Source organism: Methylocystis bryophila, assembly GCF_027925445.1.
Taxonomy (GTDB): domain Bacteria; phylum Pseudomonadota; class Alphaproteobacteria; order Rhizobiales; family Beijerinckiaceae; genus Methylocystis; species Methylocystis bryophila.
Genome location: NZ_AP027149.1, coordinates 1,441,049 through 1,465,954, shown reverse-complemented (window position 1 = coordinate 1,465,954; position 24,906 = coordinate 1,441,049). Strand labels below are relative to the sequence as shown.

At 61.2% G+C, this 24,906-nt stretch carries 26 protein-coding genes, 1 tRNA gene and 1 pseudogene; 14 read left to right on the top strand and 14 right to left on the bottom strand.

Annotated elements, in window-relative coordinates; genetic code table 11:
* Positions 1 to 128: 128 nt before the first annotated feature.
* The 3 genes from QMG80_RS06910 to QMG80_RS21680 form a co-directional block, all read right to left on the bottom strand.
* On the bottom strand, positions 129 to 668 hold the full coding sequence (locus QMG80_RS06910; RefSeq protein ID WP_085772144.1) for a DUF1097 family protein: 540 nt from the start codon (positions 666 to 668) through the stop codon (positions 129 to 131).
* Between the two features lie 648 nt (positions 669 to 1,316).
* Positions 1,317 to 2,000, bottom strand: a complete 684-nt coding sequence (locus QMG80_RS06905) for an SCO family protein (RefSeq protein WP_158658772.1) — start codon at positions 1,998 to 2,000, stop codon at positions 1,317 to 1,319.
* A complete protein-coding gene (locus QMG80_RS21680; RefSeq protein ID WP_425351470.1) occupies positions 1,997 to 2,425 on the bottom strand; it encodes a hypothetical protein in 429 nt (142 codons plus the stop codon). Before QMG80_RS21680 ends, QMG80_RS06905 begins: the two co-directional genes overlap by 4 nt.
* Before the next feature lie 578 nt (positions 2,426 to 3,003).
* On the opposite strand from QMG80_RS21680, the gene QMG80_RS06895 reads away from it, so the two are divergent.
* Entirely contained in the window at positions 3,004 to 3,711 is a 708-nt protein-coding gene (locus QMG80_RS06895; RefSeq protein ID WP_085772141.1) for a DUF2161 domain-containing phosphodiesterase, read from the top strand.
* 125 nt (positions 3,712 to 3,836) lie between these two features.
* On the opposite strand, the gene QMG80_RS06890 is transcribed toward QMG80_RS06895, so the two are convergent.
* Positions 3,837 to 4,742: a LysR family transcriptional regulator gene (locus QMG80_RS06890; protein ID WP_085773726.1), complete on the bottom strand. Its 906-nt coding sequence runs from the start codon at positions 4,740 to 4,742 to the stop codon at positions 3,837 to 3,839.
* Positions 4,743 to 4,849: 107 nt separating this feature from the next.
* Here QMG80_RS06890 and QMG80_RS06885 point away from each other — a divergent pair, with 107 nt between their 5' ends.
* Positions 4,850 to 5,263 (top strand): CidA/LrgA family protein, encoded by a 414-nt coding sequence (locus QMG80_RS06885; protein WP_085772140.1) that lies wholly within the window; start codon positions 4,850 to 4,852, stop codon positions 5,261 to 5,263.
* Between the two features lie 197 nt (positions 5,264 to 5,460).
* Here QMG80_RS06885 and QMG80_RS06880 read toward each other — a convergent pair.
* A protein-coding gene (locus QMG80_RS06880; protein ID WP_102938102.1) for an IS630 family transposase occupies positions 5,461 to 6,409 on the bottom strand; the annotation gives its coding sequence in 2 pieces (ribosomal slippage) (positions 5,461 to 6,072 and positions 6,074 to 6,409; 948 coding nt in all).
* A 104-nt stretch (positions 6,410 to 6,513) separates the two neighbouring features.
* Here QMG80_RS06880 and QMG80_RS06875 point away from each other — a divergent pair.
* Positions 6,514 to 7,227, top strand: coding sequence for an LrgB family protein (locus tag QMG80_RS06875; RefSeq protein ID WP_085772139.1), 714 nt, complete (start codon positions 6,514 to 6,516; stop codon positions 7,225 to 7,227).
* A gap of 434 nt (positions 7,228 to 7,661) precedes the next feature.
* On the opposite strand, the gene QMG80_RS06870 is transcribed toward QMG80_RS06875, so the two are convergent.
* The 5 genes and pseudogenes from QMG80_RS06870 to QMG80_RS06850 all read right to left on the bottom strand — a co-directional run bounded on the left by QMG80_RS06870 (position 7,662) and on the right by QMG80_RS06850 (position 12,349).
* Complete coding sequence (locus QMG80_RS06870; protein WP_085772138.1) at positions 7,662 to 9,074, bottom strand: argonaute/piwi family protein; 1,413 nt, start codon at positions 9,072 to 9,074, stop codon at positions 7,662 to 7,664.
* Positions 9,071 to 10,072 carry a hypothetical protein gene (locus tag QMG80_RS06865; protein ID WP_281926497.1) on the bottom strand — a complete coding sequence of 334 codons (1,002 nt, stop codon included), beginning with the start codon at positions 10,070 to 10,072 and terminating at the stop codon, positions 9,071 to 9,073. Before QMG80_RS06865 ends, QMG80_RS06870 begins: the two co-directional genes overlap by 4 nt.
* Positions 10,073 to 10,147: 75 nt before the next feature.
* Positions 10,148 to 10,462 (bottom strand): annotated as a pseudogene (locus QMG80_RS06860) (SIR2 family protein); the annotation flags it as partial.
* 392 nt (positions 10,463 to 10,854) lie between these two features.
* A complete protein-coding gene (locus tag QMG80_RS06855; RefSeq protein ID WP_085772137.1) occupies positions 10,855 to 11,910 on the bottom strand; it encodes a Fic family protein in 1,056 nt (351 codons plus the stop codon).
* Positions 11,911 to 12,272: 362 nt separating this feature from the next.
* Positions 12,273 to 12,349, bottom strand: a tRNA-Arg gene (locus QMG80_RS06850).
* Positions 12,350 to 12,624: 275 nt separating this feature from the next.
* Here QMG80_RS06850 and QMG80_RS06845 point away from each other — a divergent pair.
* Entirely contained in the window at positions 12,625 to 13,416 is a 792-nt protein-coding gene (locus QMG80_RS06845) for an inositol monophosphatase family protein (protein ID WP_085772136.1), read from the top strand.
* Positions 13,413 to 13,919 carry a GNAT family N-acetyltransferase gene (locus tag QMG80_RS06840; RefSeq protein ID WP_085772135.1) on the top strand — a complete coding sequence of 169 codons (507 nt, stop codon included), beginning with the start codon at positions 13,413 to 13,415 and terminating at the stop codon, positions 13,917 to 13,919. The genes QMG80_RS06845 and QMG80_RS06840 overlap by 4 nt, the downstream gene beginning before the upstream one ends.
* A 61-nt stretch (positions 13,920 to 13,980) precedes the next feature.
* Here the strand turns inward: QMG80_RS06840 and QMG80_RS06835 are convergent, their stop codons facing one another.
* The gene (locus QMG80_RS06835; RefSeq protein WP_085773724.1) at positions 13,981 to 15,480 is read right to left on the bottom strand and encodes a sigma-54-dependent transcriptional regulator; all 1,500 of its coding nucleotides are present in this window, start codon (positions 15,478 to 15,480) and stop codon (positions 13,981 to 13,983) included.
* Positions 15,481 to 15,767: 287 nt separating this feature from the next.
* Here QMG80_RS06835 and QMG80_RS06830 point away from each other — a divergent pair, with 287 nt between their 5' ends.
* A complete protein-coding gene (locus QMG80_RS06830; protein WP_085772134.1) occupies positions 15,768 to 17,576 on the top strand; it encodes a M3 family oligoendopeptidase in 1,809 nt (602 codons plus the stop codon).
* Here QMG80_RS06830 and QMG80_RS06825 read toward each other — a convergent pair.
* Complete coding sequence (locus QMG80_RS06825; protein ID WP_085772133.1) at positions 17,542 to 18,399, bottom strand: DUF1499 domain-containing protein; 858 nt, start codon at positions 18,397 to 18,399, stop codon at positions 17,542 to 17,544. The genes QMG80_RS06830 and QMG80_RS06825 overlap by 35 nt on opposite strands.
* Before the next feature lie 198 nt (positions 18,400 to 18,597).
* Between QMG80_RS06825 and QMG80_RS06820 the strand changes: the two genes are divergently transcribed.
* The 6 genes from QMG80_RS06820 to QMG80_RS06795 all read left to right on the top strand — a co-directional run bounded on the left by QMG80_RS06820 (position 18,598) and on the right by QMG80_RS06795 (position 20,821).
* A complete protein-coding gene (locus QMG80_RS06820) occupies positions 18,598 to 18,822 on the top strand; it encodes a hypothetical protein (RefSeq protein ID WP_085772132.1) in 225 nt (74 codons plus the stop codon).
* A 161-nt stretch (positions 18,823 to 18,983) separates the two neighbouring features.
* Positions 18,984 to 19,217, top strand: a complete 234-nt coding sequence (gene vapB / locus QMG80_RS06815; RefSeq protein WP_085772131.1) for a type II toxin-antitoxin system VapB family antitoxin — start codon at positions 18,984 to 18,986, stop codon at positions 19,215 to 19,217.
* Entirely contained in the window at positions 19,217 to 19,612 is a 396-nt protein-coding gene (locus tag QMG80_RS06810) for a PIN domain-containing protein (protein WP_085772130.1), read from the top strand. The genes vapB and QMG80_RS06810 overlap by 1 nt, the downstream gene beginning before the upstream one ends.
* Before the next feature lie 69 nt (positions 19,613 to 19,681).
* The gene (locus tag QMG80_RS06805) at positions 19,682 to 19,984 is read left to right on the top strand and encodes a type II toxin-antitoxin system TacA family antitoxin (RefSeq protein WP_085772129.1); all 303 of its coding nucleotides are present in this window, start codon (positions 19,682 to 19,684) and stop codon (positions 19,982 to 19,984) included.
* A 3-nt stretch (positions 19,985 to 19,987) separates the two neighbouring features.
* Complete coding sequence (locus tag QMG80_RS06800) at positions 19,988 to 20,497, top strand: GNAT family N-acetyltransferase (protein ID WP_085772128.1); 510 nt, start codon at positions 19,988 to 19,990, stop codon at positions 20,495 to 20,497.
* Positions 20,498 to 20,593: 96 nt separating this feature from the next.
* The gene (locus QMG80_RS06795) at positions 20,594 to 20,821 is read left to right on the top strand and encodes a hypothetical protein (protein WP_085772127.1); all 228 of its coding nucleotides are present in this window, start codon (positions 20,594 to 20,596) and stop codon (positions 20,819 to 20,821) included.
* Between the two features lie 161 nt (positions 20,822 to 20,982).
* Here QMG80_RS06795 and QMG80_RS06790 read toward each other — a convergent pair whose 3' ends face one another.
* Positions 20,983 to 21,870: a hypothetical protein gene (locus tag QMG80_RS06790; protein ID WP_158658770.1), complete on the bottom strand. Its 888-nt coding sequence runs from the start codon at positions 21,868 to 21,870 to the stop codon at positions 20,983 to 20,985.
* A 236-nt stretch (positions 21,871 to 22,106) separates the two neighbouring features.
* The gene (gene tuf / locus QMG80_RS06785) at positions 22,107 to 23,297 is read right to left on the bottom strand and encodes an elongation factor Tu (RefSeq protein ID WP_085772126.1); all 1,191 of its coding nucleotides are present in this window, start codon (positions 23,295 to 23,297) and stop codon (positions 22,107 to 22,109) included.
* A gap of 115 nt (positions 23,298 to 23,412) precedes the next feature.
* Here tuf and QMG80_RS06780 point away from each other — a divergent pair, with 115 nt between their 5' ends.
* Both QMG80_RS06780 and nth read left to right on the top strand, forming a co-directional pair.
* Positions 23,413 to 24,180, top strand: coding sequence for a DedA family protein (locus QMG80_RS06780; protein ID WP_245299923.1), 768 nt, complete (start codon positions 23,413 to 23,415; stop codon positions 24,178 to 24,180).
* A complete protein-coding gene (nth, locus tag QMG80_RS06775) occupies positions 24,177 to 24,845 on the top strand; it encodes an endonuclease III (RefSeq protein ID WP_085772125.1) in 669 nt (222 codons plus the stop codon). The genes QMG80_RS06780 and nth overlap by 4 nt, the downstream gene beginning before the upstream one ends.
* Positions 24,846 to 24,906: the final 61 nt, after the last annotated feature.

Genomic DNA, 24,906 nt, shown 5'->3' with positions numbered 1-24,906 from the left:
AGGTCAAGCGCGAGGCTTCCCCGGTCATCGGCAGCTGCGGGCGCGGTCAGACGGAGGTCGTCGGAGAAGGTGGCGACGCCGAACGCGAATGGGCGTCAAAGGAGCGCGCCGCCTTCCCGAGCGACAAGTCAGGCGGCGGCGCCTCGGCCATGCGGCAGGCGCTTCTCGAGAGCCTGCGTAAGCATGTCTGCGCCGCAGGCGAGGAAAGCGCCGAGGAGCAGAGAGATCAGGACCCCAAGCGCCGGATTGGCGATCGAGGGCGATAGGAAAGCATCGAGCGAGAGTCCGCCCGCTGTTCCGGCGATCGCCGCGTAGCCGAGCAACAAGGCACCGAAATCGGAGAGCAACGGAAGCCTCGTCGCCAGAAACAGCAGCACAAGGGTGACCGCAACGCCGGTCGCCGCCCAGATTGCAAAATCGACGCTTCGAGCGATCGACGCATGCTGTGCGGCAAAAGCCACCGCCGCCAGCGCCAGCGCCACGCCGGCCAGGCTGTGTAGGGTCGATCTTTTGAAGCCGTCCAGTCTGCCGCCGAAGCGGCTATAGCTCGTCCAGCCGAGCAGCAGTGAGAAGAGTTGCGCGCCATGTGGGGCGCCAGGCCCAAAGGCCAGAAATGCGGCAAGCCCGCCAATCAGCGCGACGCCGATGGCCCGAATGATGATGCTCATGTGAGCTCCTTGAGCGCGCTCGATCTTGAGATCGGGGCTCGTCCGAGTGAATCCGTTGCGCCCTTCGTCTCGAAGCTCGCGACGAGGGGAAGCTGAAAGTTGAAGCGGAGTCAGACGGAGCGCGCAGGCGGAGCGCGTGGCGCAATCGGATTGAGTTCAGGATCTTGGTTGATTGAGCCTGCCAAGAAGACGATGTGTGGAGGCTGATGTGAAACTTCTATCGATCGCGTGACGAAAGCGGTGCGTTGAACCGCGTCGCCCGCCCATACATCCCCATGAAGGACACAACAGGCGCCAAACTGATGAACGGCAGGGGCTAGGGGCGCAGAGGAATCGGTTGACGATACCGGGCTCGACGCGCAGCTCACCCTGCCGTCAGCGACCGCTCCGATGGAGAAGCTGAGAACCAGCGCGTGAAAAACAACAAAAAATGCCGCGGCCAGTGCGACGACCGGTCGATCTGTTCGCAAAACTCTGAACGCCGTGCTCTTCAAGCGAACCACCGTTTCGGAGAGAAGTAACGATACGACTCTGAAACAATATTCGCTATGCAGTTGAGCTGAGATCGTTGCGCGGCATCTTGTCGCACAAGACTCAGCGATGTGAATGATCCGCGCTTGAGGATGTGGCTTGGCGCGCTTTCGCCGTTCACGGGACGGCCTCGCGCCACGGCAAGCGTGCGAAGCCGAAAGACGCGGGAATGGGCGCCGCGGTTGCGCTGAGCGTCGTGACCCGTGCGCTATGGCTTAGGACGGCTTCCAGCTTCGCAAGCGCCGCGCCTCGGGTCATGCCGAGCATGAGCATGTCGACGACACGCCCCTCCGGATCTACGATGAAAACCGCCGGGTTGTGATCGATCGCGTAGCCTCCGTCGTCGAGACGCACTCTACGATGATGCACGCGGAAAGAGTCCGCCGCCGCGACAACCTCATCTTCAAGCCCCCTCAAGCCGACGATTCCCGGCCCGAAGGAGGCCACGTAGTCCTTTAGGACAGCGCTGGTGTCGCGCTCGGGATCAAGCGTGATGAAGTAAAGCGCGAAACCGTCAGCCTTGGCTCCAAGATCGCGCCGCAAGGCCGCGAACTCGGCCAGGGTCGTCGGACAGACGCCAGGACAATGGGTGTAGCCGAAAAAAACGGCATAGGCCCTGCCCTTCAAGCTCTGGCTGTCGACTCGTGCGCCATCCGCCGAGACCAGTCGGAACTCACCGGCGAACAAGGCTTGCGGAGCGTTTCTCGACGGGCCGACGCTCACGATCCCCAGCGCCGCAGAGATCAGAGCAAGCAGGACGCAAATGCGATAGGCGTGGTGGAGCAGGGGAGAACGAGTCATCGCGCGGATCCACAGGCTCTCGTCAGAACGGAGTCGCGCCGCCACGACGATGGGCGGCAGGGCGACTCGGCGCATGGCGAGAAGAGCCAGTCGTTCAAGGCGAGAGGACAGCCGTCATGATCGAAGATGGCGGGATTTGCGCCCCTCGAACATAGGGCGAATAGGAAGTCGCGAAGAAACTGCGCGCGCTCGACGGGGGTCAGATGACGCGCGATCTCGATCCTCCGACGGAGTCTATGCGCTCTCTCGTCAATCCTCAGCGCGAGAAACGAGCATGCCGAATTCCCATCGGCGCGGCACTCGATGGCAAGACCCGCCAGCTTGACGCGCCGCTGCTCAATCAATTTGCCGCGTCGATAACGGGCGACGCGCATGGCTCCGCCTTTGATGACGATGCGCTCGCAGAGGCATTGCTGTCGGCGCATGAAAAAGCGCAGGCCGGCGAAGCATAGGACCGCGACGGCGATTGGCGTCGAGCCATGGTCGCCAAGACCGCTTCTACGGAGAGCCGCCACGATCGCCAGCTTCTCCAGCTTCTCCAAAACCAAGCTCGCAGCGAAGATGAGCGAGAGGCTTCGCGCTGGCGCGCCGCGCGAAGTGATGACCCAATCCAGAGCCGGCGTAGCGTCATCAGAAGCAAGTAGTTGATCTTGGGCGGCGGCGGAGCGGCACATATAGAGCCTCAATTTGACCTCGCAAGCAATGCATCAACAAGATCACATAGGCAATACATCGCCAAAATTTAATACCAACAAGAACCGTGGCATAGTGTCGCGCAGGACACGGAATGCAATATCAATACTAAGATGCGAATATTTTTTACGGGTGTTCAATTTTTATACGGACGCAAGACTCATCCAATGCAGCAGTTGAGGAGAGCGATGACTTCCGTTCGGCAGCGCTTCTAACCCTGATCTGGAATCGCCCCCTGCGCCGGTATTATCCTCACAGATTACCGATTCGTCGTTGAGCGCGAGCTCGCGGCGCGCCTCGAGGTCGAAGGTTGGAAACGAGCCTCTATCTGCCGGTCAAGCGCTTCCTCGAAGGGTTGGGTTTCGAGGTGAAAGGGGAAGTTTGCGGCTGCGACGTCGTGGCGGTGGATCGCGGCGCGCCGATCGCGCTCGTCATCTGCGAGTTGAAGCTGAGCTTCACGCTCGATCTTGTTCTTCAGGGCGTGGATCGATCCACGGCTTGCGATGAGATTTGGCTCGCCGTCCGCGCATCGGCGCGCGGACGCGGACGCGAGTCCGACTCCCGGGTCAAGAGACTCTGTCGAATGCTCGGCTTTGGGCTGCTCTGCGTATCCAACTCCGGCAGGGTGGAGGTCTTGGTCGAGCCGGTTCCATGGCGGCCGCGACTCAATGCAAAGCGCCGCTCTCGGATCCTCGAAGAGCACCGGCGGCGCAGGGGAGATCCGGCGACGGGCGGCGGCACGCGACAGCCCATCATGACCGCCTACCGACAGCAGGCGCTGCAATGCGCCGGGGCAATGGCGCTCGCGCCCGCCCGCCCACGCGATCTGAAGGAGGCCATTCCGGACGCGCCGAAGATTTTGCTTCGCAACGTCTACGGCTGGTTCATCCGGGTCGAGCGCGGAGTCTATGCGCTCTCAGACGCCGGACAAGCCGCGTTGGTGACGTGGAAGGCGCATCTCCCCGACCAGTCCGCCGCGAGGCTTGGCGAGAACCAAAAGACCTCCGTTCCGGCTTGATGACCCTTGGACGAGGATAGTCGCTTCTCCGCCCTTCGTTGCGCGACACGAACGCAATCTGCTTCGATAACATCCTCAAACTTTGGCGTCGCGAGTCGGGACAAATCAAGTTTTCATGGCCTGAATCAATTCGATTGCAGAATGGGCGGGAGCGCCTGATGACATTCCTTGGTGAGCGCAAGCCACGCCCGCGTTGACTCCGGAAGATAGGCTTCACGCCGCCAGATCATCGCGATTCGCCACTCCATATTCGGCTCGGCCAGCAACGCCGTTCGGACGCCTGCATGTCTCCGGTTCTCCGCGATCAGGGCGGGGAGAAAGGCCACGCCGAGGCCGGAAGCGGCGAGTTCTATGATGAAGTCGATTTGGCTGCTGCGCGCGACGATCCTTGGTTCGAACCCGCGCCGCGCGCATCCGTCCAGGATGATACGGTTAAGCGCGAAGCCGCTTTCGAATAGAATGAATGGGATCCTCCGCAGATCGGCGAAGGAAACCGATTTCCTCCGCGCCAGCGAATGATGGGCTGATAGCACGGCGACGATCGGCTCGCGCCGCACTTCCTGCGACTCAAAGGCGCCGGCGAGCGGCAGCAACGCCGCTGCAAGGTCGATCTCCCCTGCCTCCAGGATTTCGGCCAAGCGATCCGCGCCATGCTCGACGAGACGGATTTCTATGTTCGGATAGCGCTCACGATAAACGGCGAAGAGCGGCGCGAACAAGATACTGCTGCCGACAGGCGGCAGGCCAAGCCTCAGCCTTCCGCGCTTCAATCCACGCAAGGCCTCGAGCTCTGCCGTCAGGTCTTCCTGATCGGCGAGCATTTTGAGCGCCCGGCGATAGACGATCTCGCCAGCGGCAGTGAGCGAGCTGCGGTGGCCGATCCGATCAAGCAGCGGAACCCGAAGCTCATCCTCGAGCTGCTTGACGGCCTTGCTGACCGTGGATTGAGTCGCGAACACCACCTTGGCGGCTTGCGAGAAGCCGCCTTGCCGCACGACCTCGACGAAGATCCGCAGGTTTCGAGTTTTCACGTTCTGACTCATTCGGAAATGGAATTATATCCATTCCTATAATTCATTTTCCGCATGATCAGAACAAGCCTATTGATGACCGCAACAAGGGGAAGGAGACGAGAGCCATGCCTGAACGAAAGACCGGCGCCCGCCCGCGAGCCGCCGTGCTCGAGCTGGCGGCTCAGCTTTGCCTGCTGATGGGGTTCTGGCTGATTGGCAAGGCGTTTGCGCGCCTGCTTGGTCTCCCCGTTCCTGGGGCCATCATCGGACTGCTTTTGGTTCTCGCCTTGCTTTCCGCGAAGGTGGTGAGCCTCTCGGCGCTGGATCGGGGCGCCGATCTGCTGCTTGCAGAGATGGTTCTCTTTTTCATTCCCGCCCTCATGGCGATCTTTGATCACCATGAGCTCTTCGGTCTGATCGGACTGAAGATCCTCATCATGATCCTCGCAAGCACAGGCGCCGTCTTAGCCGTGACCGCCATCGTCGTTGACCTTTGCACTCGCGCGCTTCCCGCTCGAACGGAATCGTTCGAGCGGTGAGGAATCGCGCCAAATCAAAAGGGTGGAGCATGTCCTGACCGGAAAACCGCTTCGCACTTTTCCGGGACATGCTCCAGAGCGCGATGCGAAAAAGTGGGAACCGGTTTTCCGCGCCAATCGCGCTCTAAAACTTTGGAATCGATCGCGTTATCTGCGTTTGAGCGATTCCGCTCAAACGCATCGTGATCTAGAGCGTTTCACGTTTTAACGGAAGCGTATCCGGCGTTGCGCAGATAGTTTGCGCATTCGCCGGGTTCAATGGCGTCGGTGAGACAGCCGATGTGGCGCCAGGCCTCCTCGATCGTTCGCTTCTGGGCCTGCCGCATCCAGTGCTTGATCTTCGCGAAGGCCTGCTCGATCGGGTTGAGGTCGGGCGAATAGGGCGGAAGATACCAAAGCCTTGCGCCGGCCGCCCGGATCATGCGCCGCACGGCTGCAGACTTGTGGCTGCCGAGATTGTCCATGACGACGATGTCGCCTGGTTGGAGGATCGGCAAAAGCTGCTGCTCGACATAGGCGCGGAAGCATTCGCCGTTGATGGGCCCGTCGAAAACGCAGGGCGCGGCGAGGCGGTCATGACGCAGCGCGCCGACGAAGGTCAATGTGCGCCAGTGGCCGTGCGGGGCGAAGCCGCGCAAGCGCTTGCCCTTCGCTCCCCAACCGCGCAGCGGCGCCATGTTGGTCTTGATCCAGGTCTCGTCGATGAAGACGAGGCGCCGGGGATCGAGACGATCCTGCCAGGATCGCCAACGCCGACGCCTGCGAGCGACGTCGGCGCGCGCCTGCTCAAGCGCGAACAGCGTTTTTTTTGAACCTCAGTCCCTCACGACGCAGGAACAGCCAGACGGCGTTGTGGGAAACCTTCACGCCGCGCGCCAAGAGCTCGTCTTTGAGGCCGTGCAAGGTCAGATGCGGCGTCTGCTCGATCCGCTCTACGATGAAGTCCTTGTGCGCCTCGAGCGTCGGCTTGCGATAGCCGCCCATCTTGGCGGGCGCGACGGAACCCGTGGCGCGGCGGCGCTGAGACCACTTCACCACCGAGGAAACCGCGACGCCGAAACGCTGCGCCACCGAACGGCAGCTCTCGCCCGCCGCCGCGGCCGCCACGACACGCTCGCGAAGATCATTGGAAAGGGGTCGCGTCATCCAATGCTGGCCTCCTGCCCAGCCAGCATCTTGAATCACAATCCAAAAGAATTGGGAATCCTCCCGATTCTGAAAAATGTTGAAACGCTCTAGGAGCTCTCGCCGTGAACCTTCTCATCGCGCTGTTCCATAACGCCATCGCTCAGGCTGTCTTCTGGTCGCTCTTGACGATCGGGTTCTATCTCGCCGTGAAACGGCTGTATCGACTTTGGCCGCGCTTGTGGTTGACGCCGATCGCCGCCGCGCCAGCGCCGCTGGCGATTGCGATGCTCTCACTCCACAGCAGCTATCACGACTACATCCGCGGGACGGGTTGGCTGGTGTCTTTGCTCGGTCCCGCGACCGTGGCCTTCGCCGCGCCAATCTACCGGCAGCGCGAGCTGATCCGGCGGCGCTGGCCGGTCCTGGTCGCGGGGGTGCTGGCCGGGAGCGTCACAGCCTTGGTGACGAGTTGGCAGCTTGCATCGCTGCTCGACCTCGATGCGACAACACGCCTTAGCCTTCTCCCGCGCTCCACGAGCACGCCCTTCGCCCTGGCTGTCGCGAAGGACATTGGCGCCCTGCCCGACCTCACGACGGTGTTTGTCATTGTCACGGGATTGTCGGGGGCGTTTATCGGGGAAGCAATCCTGTCTCGCCTTCCCATTCAGTCTGCGCTGGCGCGCGGTTCCGCGCTCGGAATGAGCGCGCATGGAATCGGCACCGCAAAGGCGCATGAGCTTGGATCGGAAGAGGGCTCAATCGCGGGTCTGGTGATGGTGTTCGCGGGCGTTTGTAACGTTATTGCCGCGCCGACGCTCGTCAATTTCCTGCGCTGATCCTGTTACAGGCGCGACAGATGAAGCGGGCGCTCTCGCAGTCGGTTCGCCCGAGACGCGCCATGTTCTCGGCATAGGCGACGTTTGGGCGCCTTTTCGGCTGTGGCTGATGTTTTTTCGATCCCCCGAACTCGGGGGCTCGACAGATGGCGGAAGAACGCCGTTCCAAATCGACTTCTAGAACGGCGCCGCTCGCTTAATTTATTGATTTCAATGGCGTCCCAGCGTAGATGAAACTGATAACTACGTTTCCGCTGGAGCACTATGAATTTTCCACCTTCGGCCCGCGGATGCCACCAGAAGCATCCGCGGCTCGCCAAAGCTGCTACGACCAAGTGGAACCTCAATTCGGTCTCGGCGCATGGGGAGGAAGTGGTCCGATCAGCTAACGATACCAAGGACCCCATTTCACCTTATGTTTTAGGGGCTTCGCGCTACATGAAACTGCGGAAATCGAAGACACTATCCACCATATCCGGATTCTGCTGGATGATGTCAGCGAATGCCTTGGAGTAGACCAGCGTCACGGGAAGCTTCTTGTAGAGCGTGTTATTGTTCCAATCCATTTTCGTGAGCCCGATGATTCCAGCGCAGGTCTCATGCCAACCGCCCGCGCCGCTGAAGCGACGGACCAGGACAGGCGATGGCGTCGGCTTGAGTGCGCCTTCTTTGTAGACGTTGTTGCTCGGATTGGTGACGTGGACGCCCTGGACGCTACCCTGTGTCCATAGCAGCGCCTCGTTCACCGAGAGCGGAAAATAGGTGCCTCGTTCCACCGGATAGTTGTGGGCCTGCGGCGGCGACTTGAGATCAAAGCGCACGCCCTTCCAGTCCGTGCCCTTCACAATCTGAACCAGTTCGACCTCAGTACCGTCCTTGAAACTATCGAGCGCGCCTAGCAGCTCTTCCTCCTTGAACGGCGTGTTCTTGTGGATGGTGACTTTCTTGGGCGAGCGCCCGAAATGGCCGCCTTGATAAATCTCCAGGCTGCGCGAGAGCACGGACTGCATTTCATAGTAGGAGAGGTAGGGGTTCTTGCGGCCATCCTGTGTGAACTCTCGCGCGTCATACGCGACGAACCGGAAGCCGGTACCGTCCGGGTCAAAGATCTGGCTGCAACAGGTCGTGTACTCGTTGCCTTCCCTGTCAGCCTTCATTGCGTAGCTGATGCCGATATAGGCTTCGTCCTGACGCAGGCCGGTCAGCTTCCATGGAACGCCGCCTGCCTTGGCATAGAGCGCGACGCTTAGCCCCCACATGACATTCGCGCGGCATACGCGCGTGAAGCTCGCCTCGCGGACAATCTGGATTGGAATGTTGGATGGCGCGCAGAATGCTTTGAGAAAATCGTGAAAGTCAAAATTCTCGCCCTCGAAACACGCGGCCCAGTGTTCCGGGAGATAGACCAGCGCGACATCAAAATTGCTGCGCAGGGATTTGAGTTGGGCGAGGCATTGAAAGAGTCCGCGAGCAAGTTCGTGTTTCTCGCCGTTGCGCGCATGGTTCTCCAGCGCATCAGGAAATGTCAGAACCAGATTGTCGCTTACCGCCGCGATCGGAATCCGGAAGACCTTCAAGAATCCCGGATACTCAGGATAGTAGTTGACAGCTTCCTTCGGCTTGGCGCTGCCGTTCAATTCGCGGATGAGGGTCGGAAGTTTTTGCTGATGCAGCCTCGGCGCGACCAGCGCGAGACGCAACGTGTTGGGTGTACCGTATTTGAGGCCGAAAGGACCGTGACTGATCAGACCCAGCAGCGGGTGTTTTTGCAATTTGTTTCCCGCGAACAGCAGGTCCGGCTCCGGCACACTCGCATAACCCGAAAGTTCACTTTGCGGCCCGCTCATGATACGTGCCTTTGCGAAAAGCCCGTCCGCGTGCCAAAGGAGAACGAAGGATTCTCGGCTGCGCTGCCCGAGGCGAAGGCCGATACGGTGACTTCGGTGTTTCGGACATCGGTGCCGACAATCAGGCGAACCCAGGCGTCAAGAAGCTGATTGTATTTCTTGTTGAAGCGATCGCCCCGCCGCCTGTCCATGAATTCGTCCGCGACGCGGCGCGCTCGGCTCGGCCAGATCCAGATATCGGGATCAACAATCAGCCAGTATTTTCCATCACGTAGGTCAAGAGATATGCGCAGCGCTTCCGCCCAGCGAACGCGCTCCGGATCAGGGTGATGATCGTCGGCGGGCGCGACTAACCCGTCGATCTGGCCGTGAACCTTGCCGGTGATCTGGGCGAGGGCCGTGAATGCGGACTGATCCTGCGCATGTGCGTCCGCGATGATGAAGGCGTTCCGACCATGTGTTCGCGTCAATAGCGGCTTGCCGCGAATGATCGCGGCGCACAGCGCCTCCTCAAGGAAGCCCTTGAGATAGAGATGATCATCCAGCATCAATAGCCGGTCGCCAATGTCGAAAGGCGCAAGCGTCTTGAGGTCCGCCTTAAAGTGTTCGCGAACCTCGGCCTCAGCTCCCCAGGCAAGAACCGTGTCCGCTTTTGTCAAGATCAGGCGGCCTTCTGATTTCCGCTGCACGTCCCGCAACGCGCGCCACTCTTTATCGCATGTGAACGCGAGGCTCTGGCATTCACCAGGCAGACCGGTAAGGGGAAGCGCGTTGAGCCGCATGATCGGCTTGCGGGTCCCTGCTCCCCGCAGTGGAATCGAAACGCTCGCCGCCTGTGACTTGCGAACCTTCTTATCCAGCTCAGGCGATTTGCCCGGAAGATTGCGCCATATGCGGAGCATCAGCGCATCGGATGTTTCGATGGCGACGTATGCGGCCTTTACGCCCTTGGCGCGCGCGGCGATCAAGAGCTCCTCGACCGGCGGAGCGACCGGCACGCCCTTGATGCCCGTCCAATAGAATCCATGCGGAAACGCATTGGGAGCATCGATCGCTTCCCGGAACAGAGCCATCACGCTCTCATCGCGGCCGCTGAATCCGACGACGACGAAGCCAAAGCGACCCGCTGCTATTTTGAGCGCCTGCGCGAGCTCGGTGTTTTGGGTGGCAAGATCTGCGGCAAGATTTTTCACGCTGTCATAGCGGAAGTCGCCATGAAGCTTGCAGCAGAACGGGAACTCCTCGTTGTTGAGGGCTTGGGCGGCCAAACGCGAGCCCTCGATGTGATAGGCGGAAAGGGAATTGCCACTCACCTCGGCGACGGCCTTCTCCACGATGCTGTCGAAATTCGTGGTGAAGGCGACGCGGCTGAGACCTGAGGAGAGCATCGCGCCGAGCACACGGTTGCCAACGGAGAGCGTGGCTTTGTCCTCGGCGAGGATACCCGCGAGATACCGGCGCTGTCGCTCCTTGTCGTCGCCAAAGATTTTTTCAAAGCTGGTCGAATATTCTTCGGGAGCCCATTCCGCAGGAAAACCTCTCGAAGCCATGTAGGATTGAATGCGGGATCGCACGGCTTCGAGGTGCACATCCTGCCGGGAAATGTCCTCATTCTCCTGCTGGCAATAGTAGCGCCGCTTCAAATCCCAGATGATGTCTGTCGCAGTTGGAAGCCCCGCGGATCTTGATGCGCCCGCGCCCAGAAACCACGCAAAATTCTGTGGCCGCTCGCAGATGATGCCTGTGAGTTGTGCCTGGTCGATGGTTGGCGGCTCGGCGCTCAAAGTGAATACCATGTGGCGCGTGCCTTGCCGTGCTGCCGCACGCGCCCATCTGCGACCAGCTCGCGCAGACGTACTTTCAGCGTGTTCCGATTTGCGTCGGTGATTGATGCAAGCTGCGCGATCGTCAGGCGCTCTTTCGCCCGCAGTGCTTCGAGGACTTGGATCGAGAGCCCTGGCAAATCGGCCTCGCTGCTCCGAGCGATCCGCTCATGGTCGAGTCGCGCCGCGAGGCTATCCTTCTGCTTTTTGAGGCAGCGCAGGAAGAAGCCACCCCATGGCTCCCAATCCGGCGTTTCGCTCTTGAGCGTCGTCTGCGTGCGCCGGAGCGCTTTGTAGTACAGATCCTTGTTTTCCTCGATCACCCGCTCCAGCGAGGCATATGGCACATAAGCGTAGCCTGCTCGCAGCAAGAGGAGCGTGGTGAGAACGCGCGAGAGCCGCCCATTTCCATCTTGAAAAGGATGGATCGCCAGAAACGTCACGGTGAAGACGGCGATGACGAGGAGAGGGTGTAGTGCCTCCTCATCCAGCGTTTTTCGCGTCCAGGCGACGAGCGCTTCCATCTCGCGCGGAGTGTCGAAAGGCGAGGCCGTTTCGAACACGACGCCGATCTCCCGCCCGTCCGCATCGAGCGCCACGACATTGTTGGAGAGCGTCTTGTAAGAGCCGCGATGGCGCGCATCCTTGTCGCTGTGACGCAGCAAGGTTTGGTGTATTTGGCGGATATGGTTCTCGGTGAGACGCATGTCGGCGTAGGCCTCGAACACGAGGTCCATTGCCTCGGCGTATCCGGCCACTTCCTGCTCATCACGAGTCTTGAAAGACTTAATCGAGATCGCCCGCGAGAGCAGGTCCTCGACCTCTGCATCTGATAGCTTCGCCCCCTCAATGCGCGTAGAAGAGCCGACGCTCTCGATGGTCGCCACCTTGCGGAGTGCGTGGAGGCGGTCTGGCGAGAGTGTCTTAAGGGCCTCCCACCTCCCTTTGAACTCATCGATTTCTGCGATGAGCTTCACGAGGTCGGGGCCAAGTGCGAGCTTGGGCTCCCTCATGCCGAGGCCGCCCTCATATCTGATTCCATACCCAATAATACCCGATTAGACCCGATAATCCACCCTGGTTTCGCAGCCACCAGCACGCGAGGAGTCAGGACTCTCGGATAACGATCGGGTATCTGCGGGTATGGAATTGGGTGCGCGGAAGCCTACCCGGCTTCCAGCCGCGCTAAACGCACCTGGGCACATCGGACAAATGACTGCGTCAGCAGCGGTGGCTTGCAATCAACGCATTGTCCACAGCAATGCGCCGATGCGAACGCCGAGAGGCACCCAACACCACCTCTCCTACGACAACGAGTTTCTGCCTTCGTGGTCTGGAGTAGTCGTGCGCCTGAAATCGCAGATTCGGCGGAACTTGGCGCGCCCGAAAGGATTCGAACCTCTGACCCCCAGATTCGTAGTCTGGTGCTCTATCCAGCTGAGCTACGGGCGCATCGCATATTGCGGCGCCGGCTCCTTTAGGAGCGCGCCCAAGCGACGCGCGCTTTTAGCTGCATTGTGACGCATTGGCAATAGCGGACTCTGCATGCGCCATTCTGCACGGAACAAGGCGCTCATTCCGCGGTTTAGGGCAAGCCCGCCGTGCCGCCTTCCGGCGGCTTGCGCTATCGCCCCTCCCCTGGGCGGCCTCGCGCCTTCAACCGCGACTTGACGCAGCCCCGACCGGACGGGCATTGGGAATGTCCCGATGGCCCCCCTGGAAATTCGATGATCCGCACCGCGTTGATGAATGTGATGACCGCGGCGGCGATCAAGGCCGGCCGCAGCCTGAAGCGAGACTTGGGCGAGGTCGAGAACCTGCAAGTCTCGGTCAAGGGGCCTGGCGATTTCGTCACGGCGGCGGACAGGCGCGCCGAAACCGTGCTCTTTGAGGAGCTCTCCCGCGCGAGGCCCGGCTATGGCTTCGTGATGGAGGAGGGCGGCGTCGTCGAAGGCGCCGATAAGAGCCATTGCTGGCACATCGATCCGCTCGACGGCACCTCCAATTTCCTGCACGGGATTCCGGTCTTCGCCGTCTCGCTCGCGTTGGAGCGCGAAGGCCAGCTCGTCGCGGGCGTGGTTTACAATCCGGCGACTGACGACATGTTCATCGCCGAGAAAGGTCAAGGCGCCTATCATAACAATCGGCGCATGCGCGTCGCCTCTCGCAAAAGCTTGGCGGATTCGATGATCGCTTGCGGCATTCCTGCTCTGGCCTGGCGCGCGCGCCATGAGCGCTTCCAGATCGAGCTTGCCGCGGCGATGGCGAAGATCGGCAACATCCGCCGCCTGGGCGCCGCCTCTATCGATCTCGCCATGGTGGCCGCGGGACGCTGCGACGGCTATTGGGAGCGCGGCATCAACTCCTGGGACATTGCGGCGGGCGTCGTGCTCGTGCGCGAGGCCGGCGGTTACGTCACCGATCTCGTCGGCGGCGGCGACATGCTAGCGCGCAACGAAATCTGCGCCGGCAATGAAACGATTCATCGGCTGCTGCTCGATTTGGTGAGGAAAGCATGAGTCGATCCTCAGTGGAAAGGGCGCGCCGCTGGAGCATCGCGCTGCGCTCGGGAACCGAGACAACGGAGCTCCTCGCGCTTTGGGTCGCCTCCTGGCGCGCGACATATGCCGAGATCGCCTTCGAGACGCGCTGCGCCTGGCTCCTCGATCGTCTTGCCGCGTTGGAGGCGCAGGGCGCACAGACCCTCTGTCTTTGGGACGAGGCCCAAAACTCTCTCTTGGGCTTCGTGACGATCGACCCCGAGACCGGATGGCTCGACCAACTCTGCGTGCATCCCGAGCAGTTCGGGGCGGGCGTCGGGCCGGTGCTTCTCGCCGCCGCACGCGAGCGTTCGCCGCGCCTCGTGCGTCTCGACGTGAACGCCGACAATGACCGCGCGGTCCGGTTCTATCTAAGAGAAGGGTTCAAATCGATCGGAGCCGGCATGCCCAGCAAGTCGGGGCGTGCGACGTTGATTCTGGAATGGCGTCCCTCGGGCGCAGAGCCATCCAAGGCGCCTTGAACCGAAGCACCGCGAACCGAAGCACCGCGCGCTTTGCGATCTTAGCTAAACGACGAGCGCCTCAAGCGACGAGGCTCGCATCCTGGCTCGATTCGGAGAGCCCTTCGTCGCCGAGCCCATATTCCTTCATCTTGCGGTAAAGGGTCGAGCGACCGATCCCTAAGCGGCGGGCGATCTCGGACATTTGTCCGCGATAATGCTGGAGCGCAAAGCGGATCGTCTCCGCCTCGATGTCCTCGAGCTTGCGCATATCGCCGCTCTTTCCGAGCAATCCCAACATATTGGGATCGCGGACCTCGACGCGCACGATCTCGCGCTCGCGCATCGGCCGCAACTCGGAAAAGCTCGGCGCCGGAGGCACGCGCACGTCGAAGCCGCAGACAGTGTTGGCGATCTGCGGGAATTCGGCGACCGTCAATTCGTCGTCCTCCGCGAGCACCACGGCGCGAAACATCGCGTTCTCGAGCTGGCGGACATTGCCCGGCCAATCATAGGAAGCAAGCAGGCACATCGCTTCAGGCGACACGCCGCGTATCGTTCGTCCCTCTTCCGCGGCAAAACGCGCGCAAAAGCGATGCACGAGATCGGGAATGTCCTCCTTGCGCGCGCGCAGCGGTGGGATGCCGATCGGAAACACATTGAGCCGGTAGAACAAGTCTTCGCGAAATTGACCGCGTTTCACGAGCTCGATCAGATTTTGATTGGTCGCGGAAATCAGCCGGACGTCGACACGAACCGATCGCTTCGCGCCAATCGGATCGATCTCGCCCTCCTGCAGCGCGCGCAAAAGCTTCACTTGCAAGTCAAGCGGCAGCTCGCCCACCTCGTCGAGGAACAGCGTCCCGCCGTTGGCTTCCACGAATTTGCCCGCGTGCTTCTCCGTGGCGCCGGTGAAGGCGCCTTTCTCGTGGCCGAAAAGAATCGATTCGACCAGATTCGCGGGCAGCGCCCCGCAATTGACCGTCACGAAGGGCTTGCCGCGGCGATCGGAGGCGCCCTGGATGGCGCGCGCGACGATTTCCTTGCCGACGCCCGACTCGCCTTCGATCAGGACCGGAATGGTCGACCGCGCGGCGCGCTCCCCGAGACGGATGACGCGCGCCATTTCGGCGCTCCGGGAGACGAGATCCCTGAAGTTGAAAACGCCCTGCGCACGCCGCGCGGCGCGGCGAATCTCGCCCGCGAGCGCATCGGCCGCCAGCGCGTTCTTGATCGAAATCTGCAGACGTTCCGCGCCCACGGGCTTCACGACGAAATCCGAAGCGCCGGCGCGCATCGCGGAAATGACGACTTCGATGGAGCCATGCGCCGTCTCCACGATGACGGGCGTCTGCAGCTTCTCTTCCCGCATTCTCGCGAGGACGCCCATGCCGTCGAGGTCGGGCATGACGAGGTCGAGAACGAGCAGCGCGATCGGCGGAGAATCGGACGCCGTGAGCCGGGCCAGAGCCTGCTCGCCGCTCTCGACGGACTCCGTCTCATAGCCGAACCGACGAATCATCGCCTCCAAGAGCCGTCTTTGGACGGGATCGTCATCGGCAATGAGAATCGTCGAAGCCATCGTCGCCTGTCTCCCGAAGCACATGCGGAGGACGAAAGCTTTCCCCACGCTTACGCCTAAAGTCGAGGAACAGGGTAAAGTTGGAGTTAACTCCAATTGGCGCGACAATGGGATCCTGGAGACGCTGGATCACCGGTTTCCGCTTTTTCGCATCGCGCTCTCGGCGAGAGCTTTGCGCATGAGAATTGCACATGCGAGAATTGCGCCTGCGCCGTGGGCTTCTTGATCGATAGCCGCCCCCGCCCTATTAGGCGAAACACGCGCCGTTCAAGCCTTAGGAGCACGCTATGCCGACCCCAACAGCGGTATCCGATATCGGCCCTTTGCCGGAATGGAACCTCGGCGACCTTTACCCGGGGCCGGATTCGCCGGCTTTCCGCGACGATCTCGATCGCGCAAACCGGGAAGCGCGCCAATTTTCCGAAGATTATCGGGGCAAGCTCGCGACGCTCGCGGCCAGCGGCGAGGCGAGCGAAAAGCTCGGCGTCGCCGTTTCGCGTTATGAGGCGCTGCAGGATCTTTTTGGGCGCCTCATGTCCTTTGCAGGGCTGTTGCACGCCGGCGACGTGAGCGATCCGAAGCGCGGCAAGTTCTACGCCGACGTTCAGAGCAAGGTCGTCGAGGCTTCGACCGCGACGCTGTTCTTTCAGCTCGAGCTCAATCGAATCGACGATGCGCTTCTCTTTGCCGCCGCCGAGAAGTCGCCCCTGTCACACTGGCGGCCTTGGCTCGAGGACATCCGGAAGGAAAAGCCTCACGAGCTGGAGGACAGGATCGAGGAGCTGTTCCACGAGAAGTCGGTGACGGGCTCCGCCGCATGGAACAGGCTGTTCGACGAAACGATCGCCGCCTTGCGCTTCCCGATCCTGGGCGAGGAGCTCGCGATCGAGCCCGCGCTCAATCTGCTCCAAGACGAGAAGGAGGAGACGCGCCGTGCTGCAGCCGAGTCGATCGGCGCGACGCTCAAGGCGAATCTTCGGATCTTCGCCCTCGTCTCCAACACGCTCGCGAAAGACAAGGAAATCTCCGATCGCTGGAGACATTTCGCCGACGTCGCGGATTCGCGCCATCTCGCCAATCGAGTGGAGGGCGAGGTGGTGGAAGCGCTGGTCACCGCGGTCGAGGGGGCCTATCCAAAACTTTCGCATCGCTATTATCGACTGAAAGCCAAGTGGTTCGGCAAGGATGCGCTGGACTATTGGGATCGCAACGCGCCGCTGCCGATGGCGCCGGCGAAGCGATATACATGGAGCGAGGCGCGGGACGTGGTCCTCGCGGCTTACAATGGCTTTGCGCCGCAGATGGCGGGGATCGCCGGAGATTTTTTCGAGAAGAGCTGGATCGACGCGCCGGCCCGCCCCGGCAAGGCGCCGGGCGCCTTCTCGCACCCAACCGTGCCCTCCGCGCATCCTTACGTTCTACTCAATTTCCAGGGCAAGCCTCGCGACGTCATGACGCTCGCGCATGAGCTCGGTCACGGCGTGCATCAAGTGCTCGCGGCCCGGCAGGGCGCGCTCATGGCGCCGACGCCTCTGACGCTCGCCGAAACGGCCTCCGTGTTCGGAGAGATGCTGACATTCCGCAAAATACTGGCCGAGGCCGAAGACAAGGTGGAGCGCCGCGCCATGCTCGCCTCCAAGATCGAGGACATGCTCAACACGGTGGTGCGGCAGACGGCCTTCTACAGTTTCGAGCGCAAGCTGCATCTCGCGCGGCGTAGCGGCGAGCTCACCGCCGACGCCATCTGCGAGCTTTGGATGAGCGTGCAGGGCGCGAGCCTCGGGCCTTCAATCCGCCTCGGCCCCGGCTACGAGAATTTCTGGGCCTATATCCCGCACTTCATCCACGCGCCGTTCTACGTCTACGCCTATGCCTTCGGCGATTGCCTCGTCAATTCGCTCTATGGCGTTTATCAAAAGGCGCATGAGGGTTTCGTCGAGCGCTATTTCGCGCTGCTCGAAGCCGGCGGCTCCAAACCCTACGCCGAGCTGCTCGCGCCCTTCGGGCTGAATGCGCGCGATCCCGCCTTCTGGTCCATCGGCCTCAATATGATCGCTGGGCTTATCGACGAGCTCGAGTCGATGGAGACGACTTAACGGTAGAGGGCCTGATGGGCGGCCGCTCGGGCGGGATAGGCGTCTCCTCTCGCTCGTCGAGCTGATTTTGCAGCTCGTCCGCGAAGGCCTGGATGCGATGCGCGTTCGAGCCGAAGTCGTGGCGCCCATAGCGAGAGGCTGACCGCACATCGACCCGCGTTTGCCCTGGGAGAGGCCGCAGCCGCACCGTCACATCGACGTCGAAACCGAAGATCCGGCTGGTGTCGAGAAAATCGAGATGCGCTTCGCCGCTACGCGGGCTTGGCGCGCGCTGGTCCACGAGACGCCAGCCGCGCGCCGCCGCCGATTTGAGCACGAGCGGAACGGCTTCGTCCGTCTCAATATCGAGAACGATCGGCTCGACGTCGGGATAGGCCGAGCGCTGTCCCGCGCGCGACTCAGGGGGAGGATTCGCGTGCGCGACGCCGCCTCGCGCCGCCAAGGCCGCGGCGGACCGCGAGAAATCCGGCGGATCGGCGATGTCCGTGGAGACGTCCGCGAGCTTGGGGAGCTTCACGGCCTCAAAGGCCAAGTAGCTCGGATAGGCGAGCGTCGCGGCGATGAAGAACAAGCCGCCGAGCGCGATCCCTAAGCCCCGCGCGCCGCTTCGCCAAATCGTCACGCAGGCGGCGACGAAAAGAAGCAGCGCGCCGAGCGAAATCGCCACCGCCGCGCCGAGCGTCGTCAAAGCGGCGACCGGCTCGAGAACATGCAGCCGCATGAGCGCGAGCGCCAGCGCTGCGACAACCGCCGCGAAAAGACCGAGCCTACGGCTCCACAAGGCCGCCTGGGAGATGGGTTCTGGCGGCAGGTGACGACGCATTGATTTTCGCTCTTAGCTTTTCGCCCGCCTCGCGCGCCGAAGGGGCCGTTTGAAGCCGAGTGACAGGCATTATCGCGTGGCGCAAGGCCTGCGTAAAGCGCCGGAACTCACGGCTTAGCTTAACCAAGCTTTAAGGGGATGCCGACAATCTGATGCAGCTTTGCTCCCTGCTCTTCCCTCCCATGCCGAGAGAGCCCCATGTCCAAGCTGTTAGTGTCCGAGTTCGGCGAGTCCCCGCTGCCCAATCCCCAGCACGATCTGCTGGCGCGTCTCTATCGCGAGATCGGCGTTTCGGCCGTCGCCGCTGCGCTCGAAGTGACGAACGCTCCGCCCGCCGCGAGCATGCGCTCGTACGCCAAGACCAAGTCCGAGCCCCAGATGCCCGCCTTCCTGCGCGACGAGAAGTCGACGCGCGCCGCCTGACGGCGGACCGCGAATGGGAGCGCGCGGGCCTACTGGCCCGCCGCCCGCGGTTGCGTTCATGCGAGCCGGGAGGCTCGTGGTCCACCTCCGGCCGAGAATTGATCCCGACGCCCGCACGCAGTATATATCCATACTGGATATACAAAAGGTGCAGAGGCCTGATGACCACCGCCGCCACCACCCTCTTTCTCAGCAATAAGACACAGGCCCTGCGCCTGCCGAAGGCCGTCGCTTTCCCTGAGGGCGTCAAGGAGGTCGACATCGTCGTCGTCGGAGAATCGCGCATCGTCTCGCCCGCCGGCAAGAGATTCACCGAGTGGGCCAAACGGCATCCGCCGTTCCCGGATTTCGAGCGCCCGACGCAGCCGCCGCTGGATGACGAAGCCATCTTCTAATGCGCTATATGCTCGACACGAATATTTGCGCCGCCGTCATCAAGCGGCGTGAAAAGAGGGTGTTAGGCAGGTTCGACGCCGAGGCGGGACGCATGTGCGTCTCGACGATCACTTTGAGCGAAATATTGTTCGGCGCAGAAAAGAAAGCGAGCCCCGCCCTCGACGCGGCGGTGCGCGACCTTGCCGCCTGCATCGGCGTGGTCGCTTACGACGAAGCCGCGGCCTCGCATTATGGGCAATTGCGCGCCGAGCTCGAACGACTGGGCGCGACGCTCGGCGCGAATGATCTCTTCATCGCCGCCCACGCCCGCTCATTGGGGCTTATCCTCGTGACCGACGACGCGGCTTTTGAGCGCGTCCCGGGATTGCGGGTCGAGAATTGGCTGCGCGAGTGAGGCGAGTTCACGGTCCAATCCTTGACGCACCCGGCCATTGGACGTACATTTCGGTCCAGGAGATTGACCATGGCCGAGCCAGCCTTGCCTTCCGCCCGCGCTCGCATACGCCGCGAGCGTTTGGAGACGCGGATCACGGCCGATCAAAAAATTCTGATCGAACGAGCCGCCGCCCTGCAAGGGCGAACGGTGACGGACTTCGTTTTGACCAGCGTCCAGGAAGCCGCCCGTCGCGCCATCGAGGAGCACCAGCGCCTGGAGCTTTCTTTGCGTGACAGCCAAGTCTTCGTCGACGCGCTTCTCGGTCCGAAGCCGGCGAACGAACGGCTGCGCGACACGGTACGACGTTACCGGCAGGCGACCGGCGTCTGACGCATGGTCAAAGGCGGCGAAGCGCTACGCGTCGAAGTTCTCGGCCCGCAGCACGATCGCTCGGCTTTCGAGAGCGGCGTCGAAGCGCTAGACCGGTATTTCCGGGTCCAGGCCGGCCAGGACGCCAGAAAGAAACTGGCTGCGCCTTTCGTGCTGATCCTGCCGGACGGGTCAGTCGGGGGCTATTACACGCTCTCGGCGACGGCGCTCAGTCTTTGCGAGCTTCCTGAGCCGACGGCGCGGCGCTTGCCACGCTATCCGCTCATTCCCGCAACCCTCCTCGGCCGATTGGCGGTCGAACGAAAGCATCAGGGAAAGGGATACGGGCGCTTTCTGCTCGCCGACGCGCTGTTTCGCGCGCTGCGTAGCGAGATCGCCTCATTTGCTGTCGTTGTCGACGCCAAGGACGAAGCGGCGCGACGGTTCTACGAGCGAGAAAGCTTCCTGCCCTTCCCGGACCGGCCGATGAAGCTGTTTCTGCCTATGGCGGAAATTGCGCGGCTTTTCGATTGAGGGGCAGGCCGGCTGAGATGGCGGGAAGCCAGGGCTCGTCTTGAACCCCGGCGATCTCTGGATTATCTTTTTCTTCCCGCAGGGATCGGGAAAGACATGGCCGACAATGTGACAAACGAGCTGCTTCTGGAGACGCTAAAGGCGATCCAAGGGAAGCTCGCCGACATCGCGAGCAACATTGTGGATCTCAAGGCCGACATGCGAGGCATGAAGGGCCATGTGGCCGCGTTCATGCAGAGCGAGGTTACTCAAGACGGCGCGATCACTTCCATACAGCTCAAGATCGAGCGAATTCAGCAACGCCTCAACATCGTGGAAGGTTAGGCCCCGGCGAAGGGTGCGAACGACCTCTTCATCGCCGCCCACGCCCATTCGATGGGACCGACGACGCGGCTTTTGAGCGCGTCCCGGGATTGCGGGTGGAGAATTGGCCGCGCGAGTGATCTAGAGTTAGAGGCCTTGCTGCACCCCGCCATTAGCTGACGTCAATCCCAGTGCTCCAGAGAAAGTGCGTTTGGAGGATTTAGATTAAATTTTCTGGTTACACCGTCTCCTTCATACCCATGTATTATTCTATTAAAACCTCCTTTGGAACTCTTGCTCCAGCGTCGAGATAGCGAGCCATATAGACCAGAATCTATCAGCTTGCTGCTCTGAAAGCGCATAATAACCCTCGTTGCGTGAAAGGGGTGAATATCATCAAAAGAATAAAGAGGGAGCCTTACCAACCCAACAACACACTTCGCTAATAAATCATTCTTATTATACTCAACCATGTAAGTCTCAACAATATTCAGCGCATTTAGCAAAGAGCACAATGAATTAGATATAGAATAAATATAAATAAGCACACTCCATGCAAACGATGTAACAGAGATAACTTTTTGATTACCTGAGTGAAAAATAGGAGATGGAGAACACGCGCCATCTTTGAATTCTTCAATGAAGAAGCCATGCAAGCAAATTCTGTGACCACCATGCTCAAAATCGCAATGTAATAATCTAATCCTTGACTGCCGATGCTTTATCGCATTAGCAAATCCAGATAAGCGAGTTCTGATAGGTTTGATTTCTTCTTTAAATCTTCGAACGGCCGGAATCTTGTCATAACGCTCATAAACCCCAAAAAAACACCTGATGATAGATTCAACATCGTCAATATGCTCTGCTGCTGAGTAAATTGACAATTCAAGATAGTCGATGACCTCCTCCTGCAACGAATTTGACCCAATCATTTCGGAGGCAGAATTCACGCTACGGAAGAGCGCCTCAATTTTTTCACATACCTTACTTAATTTTTTAAGAATACGCAATATTGAAACATTATAAATCCCTAGTGGATGCCGGCAATCGAGCTGCTCATGCTTGGACACGTCTGCTTTCAAGCACGATAGAAGCGAAGCGGCGCGGAAATTAAGACTTTCTGTCTTTTCAAAATCAAAAACAATTTCAGGCTTATCTTGTTACGAAGTCATACCAAGAATCTCAGTAATAGGGCTTCGAAAGCGCACTCAAGTTCAGCCATCCCCTCGGGAGCGAGCGGGGAAGGGCTTCTACCCCTTCCCCGCTCGCTGTAAATGCGAGCCGTTTAACTCGCGGTCCATGATCCTTATTCGATGATGCTGGCGACGACGCCGGCGCCGACGGTTCTGCCGCCTTCGCGGATGGCGAAGCGCAGCTTCTCCTCCATGGCGATCGGAACGATCAGCGCCACCTCCATCGAGATGTTGTCGCCCGGCATCACCATCTCAACGCCTTCCGGCAGAGTCACCACGCCCGTCACGTCCGTCGTGCGGAAGTAGAATTGCGGACGGTAATTCGTGAAGAACGGCGTGTGACGCCCGCCCTCTTCCTTCGTCAGGATGTAGGCTTCCGCCTTGAACTTCGTGTGCGGCTTCACCGTGCCGGGCTTGCACAGAACCTGTCCGCGCTCCACTTCCTCGCGCTTCGTGCCGCGCAGCAGGCAACCCACGTTGTCGCCCGCCTCGCCCTGGTCCAGCAGCTTGCGGAACATCTCGACGCCCGTCACCGTCGACTTCGACGTCGGACGGATGCCCACGATCTCCACTTCCTCGCCGACCTTGATCACGCCGCGCTCAATGCGCCCCGTCACCACCGTGCCGCGGCCCGAGATCGAGAACACGTCTTCCACCGGCATCAGGAAGGGCTGATCCTTCGGACGCTCCGGCTGCGGAATATAGTCGTCGACCGTCTTCATCAGCGCGAGGATCGCGTCATGGCCGATCTCGGGCGTCTTGTTCTCCAGCGCCGCCAGCGCCGAGCCCTTGGTGATCGGAATGTCGTCGCCCGGGAACTCATATTTGCTGAGCAGCTCGCGCACTTCGAGCTCCACGAGCTCGAGAAGCTCCGGATCGTCGACCATGTCGACCTTGTTCAAGAACACCACAAGCGCCGGAACGCCGACCTGGCGCGCCAGAAGGATGTGCTCGCGCGTCTGCGGCATCGGGCCGTCGGCCGCCGAAACCACCAGGATCGCGCCGTCCATCTGCGCCGCGCCCGTGATCATGTTCTTCACATAGTCGGCGTGGCCGGGGCAGTCGACATGCGCGTAATGCCGCTTCGAGGTCTCATATTCGACATGCGCCGTCGAGATCGTGATGCCGCGCGCCCGCTCCTCCGGAGCCTTGTCGATCTGATCGTAGGCCGTGAACGTCGCTCCGCCCGTCTCCGCCAGAACCTTGGTGATCGCCGCCGTCAGCGACGTCTTGCCGTGGTCCACGTGACCGATCGTCCCAATGTTGCAGTGCGGCTTCGTGCGTGAGAACTTTTCCTTGGCCATGGCCCTTCCGATCCCAATCCGCGGGCCGAGCTTGATGCTCGGGCGGCGCGGGATTTAGGAGGAAAGCGAAAATTTCTCAAGAGGCTCTGGAACAAAGCATGGCCGGCGCGACGGCTTGCCGCGCGCCGACGCAGGTTTCGCCCGCGACGCCGCGCGGCGCTTCATAAAGGCGGCGCGATATGACAAGCTCGCGGGCGACGCCACGACGCCGCAAACAGCAGACCTCATGGAACATCTTCTCGATCAAGATCGGATCGTCCAAATTCTGAGCGCCTACGGCTATTTGACGCTCTTCCTGGTTGTCGCGCTCGAAAGCGGCGGCCTGCCGCTGCCCGGGGAGACCCTGCTCGTCGGCGGCGCGATCTATGCGGGACAGACGGGAGGCTTGCGGATCGACTATCTGATCCTCAGCGCGGCGGCGGGCGCGATCCTGGGCGGCGCCGCGGGCTATGGGGTGGGAAGAGCCTTTGGAGCGCCCTTCCTCGAGCGGCGCGGGCGATGGCTCGGCTTGACCGCGGAGAGGCTCACGCTGGCGCGCTATCTCTTCGCGCGATGGGGCGCATGGATTGTGATTCTCGGACGCTTCGTCACGCTCTTGCGCATTTGGGTCGGCGTTCTCGCCGGCGCCAACCGCTTCGACGCCCGCAGCTTTCTCCTCTGCAACGCGATCGGCGGCGTCGCTTGGGCGCTCACCCTCGGCCTGGGAGGCTATGCGTTGACTTCGGCCTTCCGGCGAGTCGAAGGCCCTTTCGCCATATGGGGGCTCGTCGCGCTGCTCTATGCGCTCTTTTGCGCCTGGATTTACGTCAGACGCCATGAAGCGCGGCTGCTGCGCGAGGCCGAAGCCGCCTTCGCCGCAAAGAGCGCGGAACGAGCGCCGTGACGGCCCCGCGCCGTCGGGCGGCGAGCAAAGCTGACCAAGCCGCGCGCATCGAGGCGATCTTCGAGCGCCTGGCCGCCGCCAATCCGAATCCCGAGGGCGAGCTTCATTATCGCAACCTCTTCACGCTGCTCGTCGCCGTCGTCCTCTCGGCGCAGGCGACCGACGCCGGCGTGAACAAGGCGACAGCAGCCCTGTTCCGACTGGCGGACACGCCTCAGAAAATGCTGGCGCTCGGCGAAGCCGGGCTGATTGAGCACATCAAGACGATCGGCCTCTTTCGCGCCAAGGCCAAGAATGTGATCGGCCTCTCCCGGCTGCTCTTGGAGCGTCACGGGGGCGAAGTGCCGAACGACCGTTCGGCGCTCCAAGCGCTGCCTGGCGTTGGCCGCAAGACCGCCAATGTCGTGCTGAACATTGGCTTCGGGGAGCCGACGATCGCCGTCGACACCCATATTTTTCGTGTCTCGAACCGGCTGCCGCTCGCGCCCGGGAAAACCGTGGAGATCGTCGAGCAAGGTCTCGAGCGCATCGTGCCGGATCGATTTAAGCGCCACGCCCACCACTGGCTGATCCTGCACGGCCGCTATATCTGCAAGGCGCGTCGACCCGAGTGCGGGCGCTGCCTCTTGCTCGACCTGTGTCGTTGGCAGGACAAGACGGTCTAGCAAACGCCTTATTCTGGTCAGACGCCAAACGCATAATGGCGCCAGCGTCTCGGTTGACGCC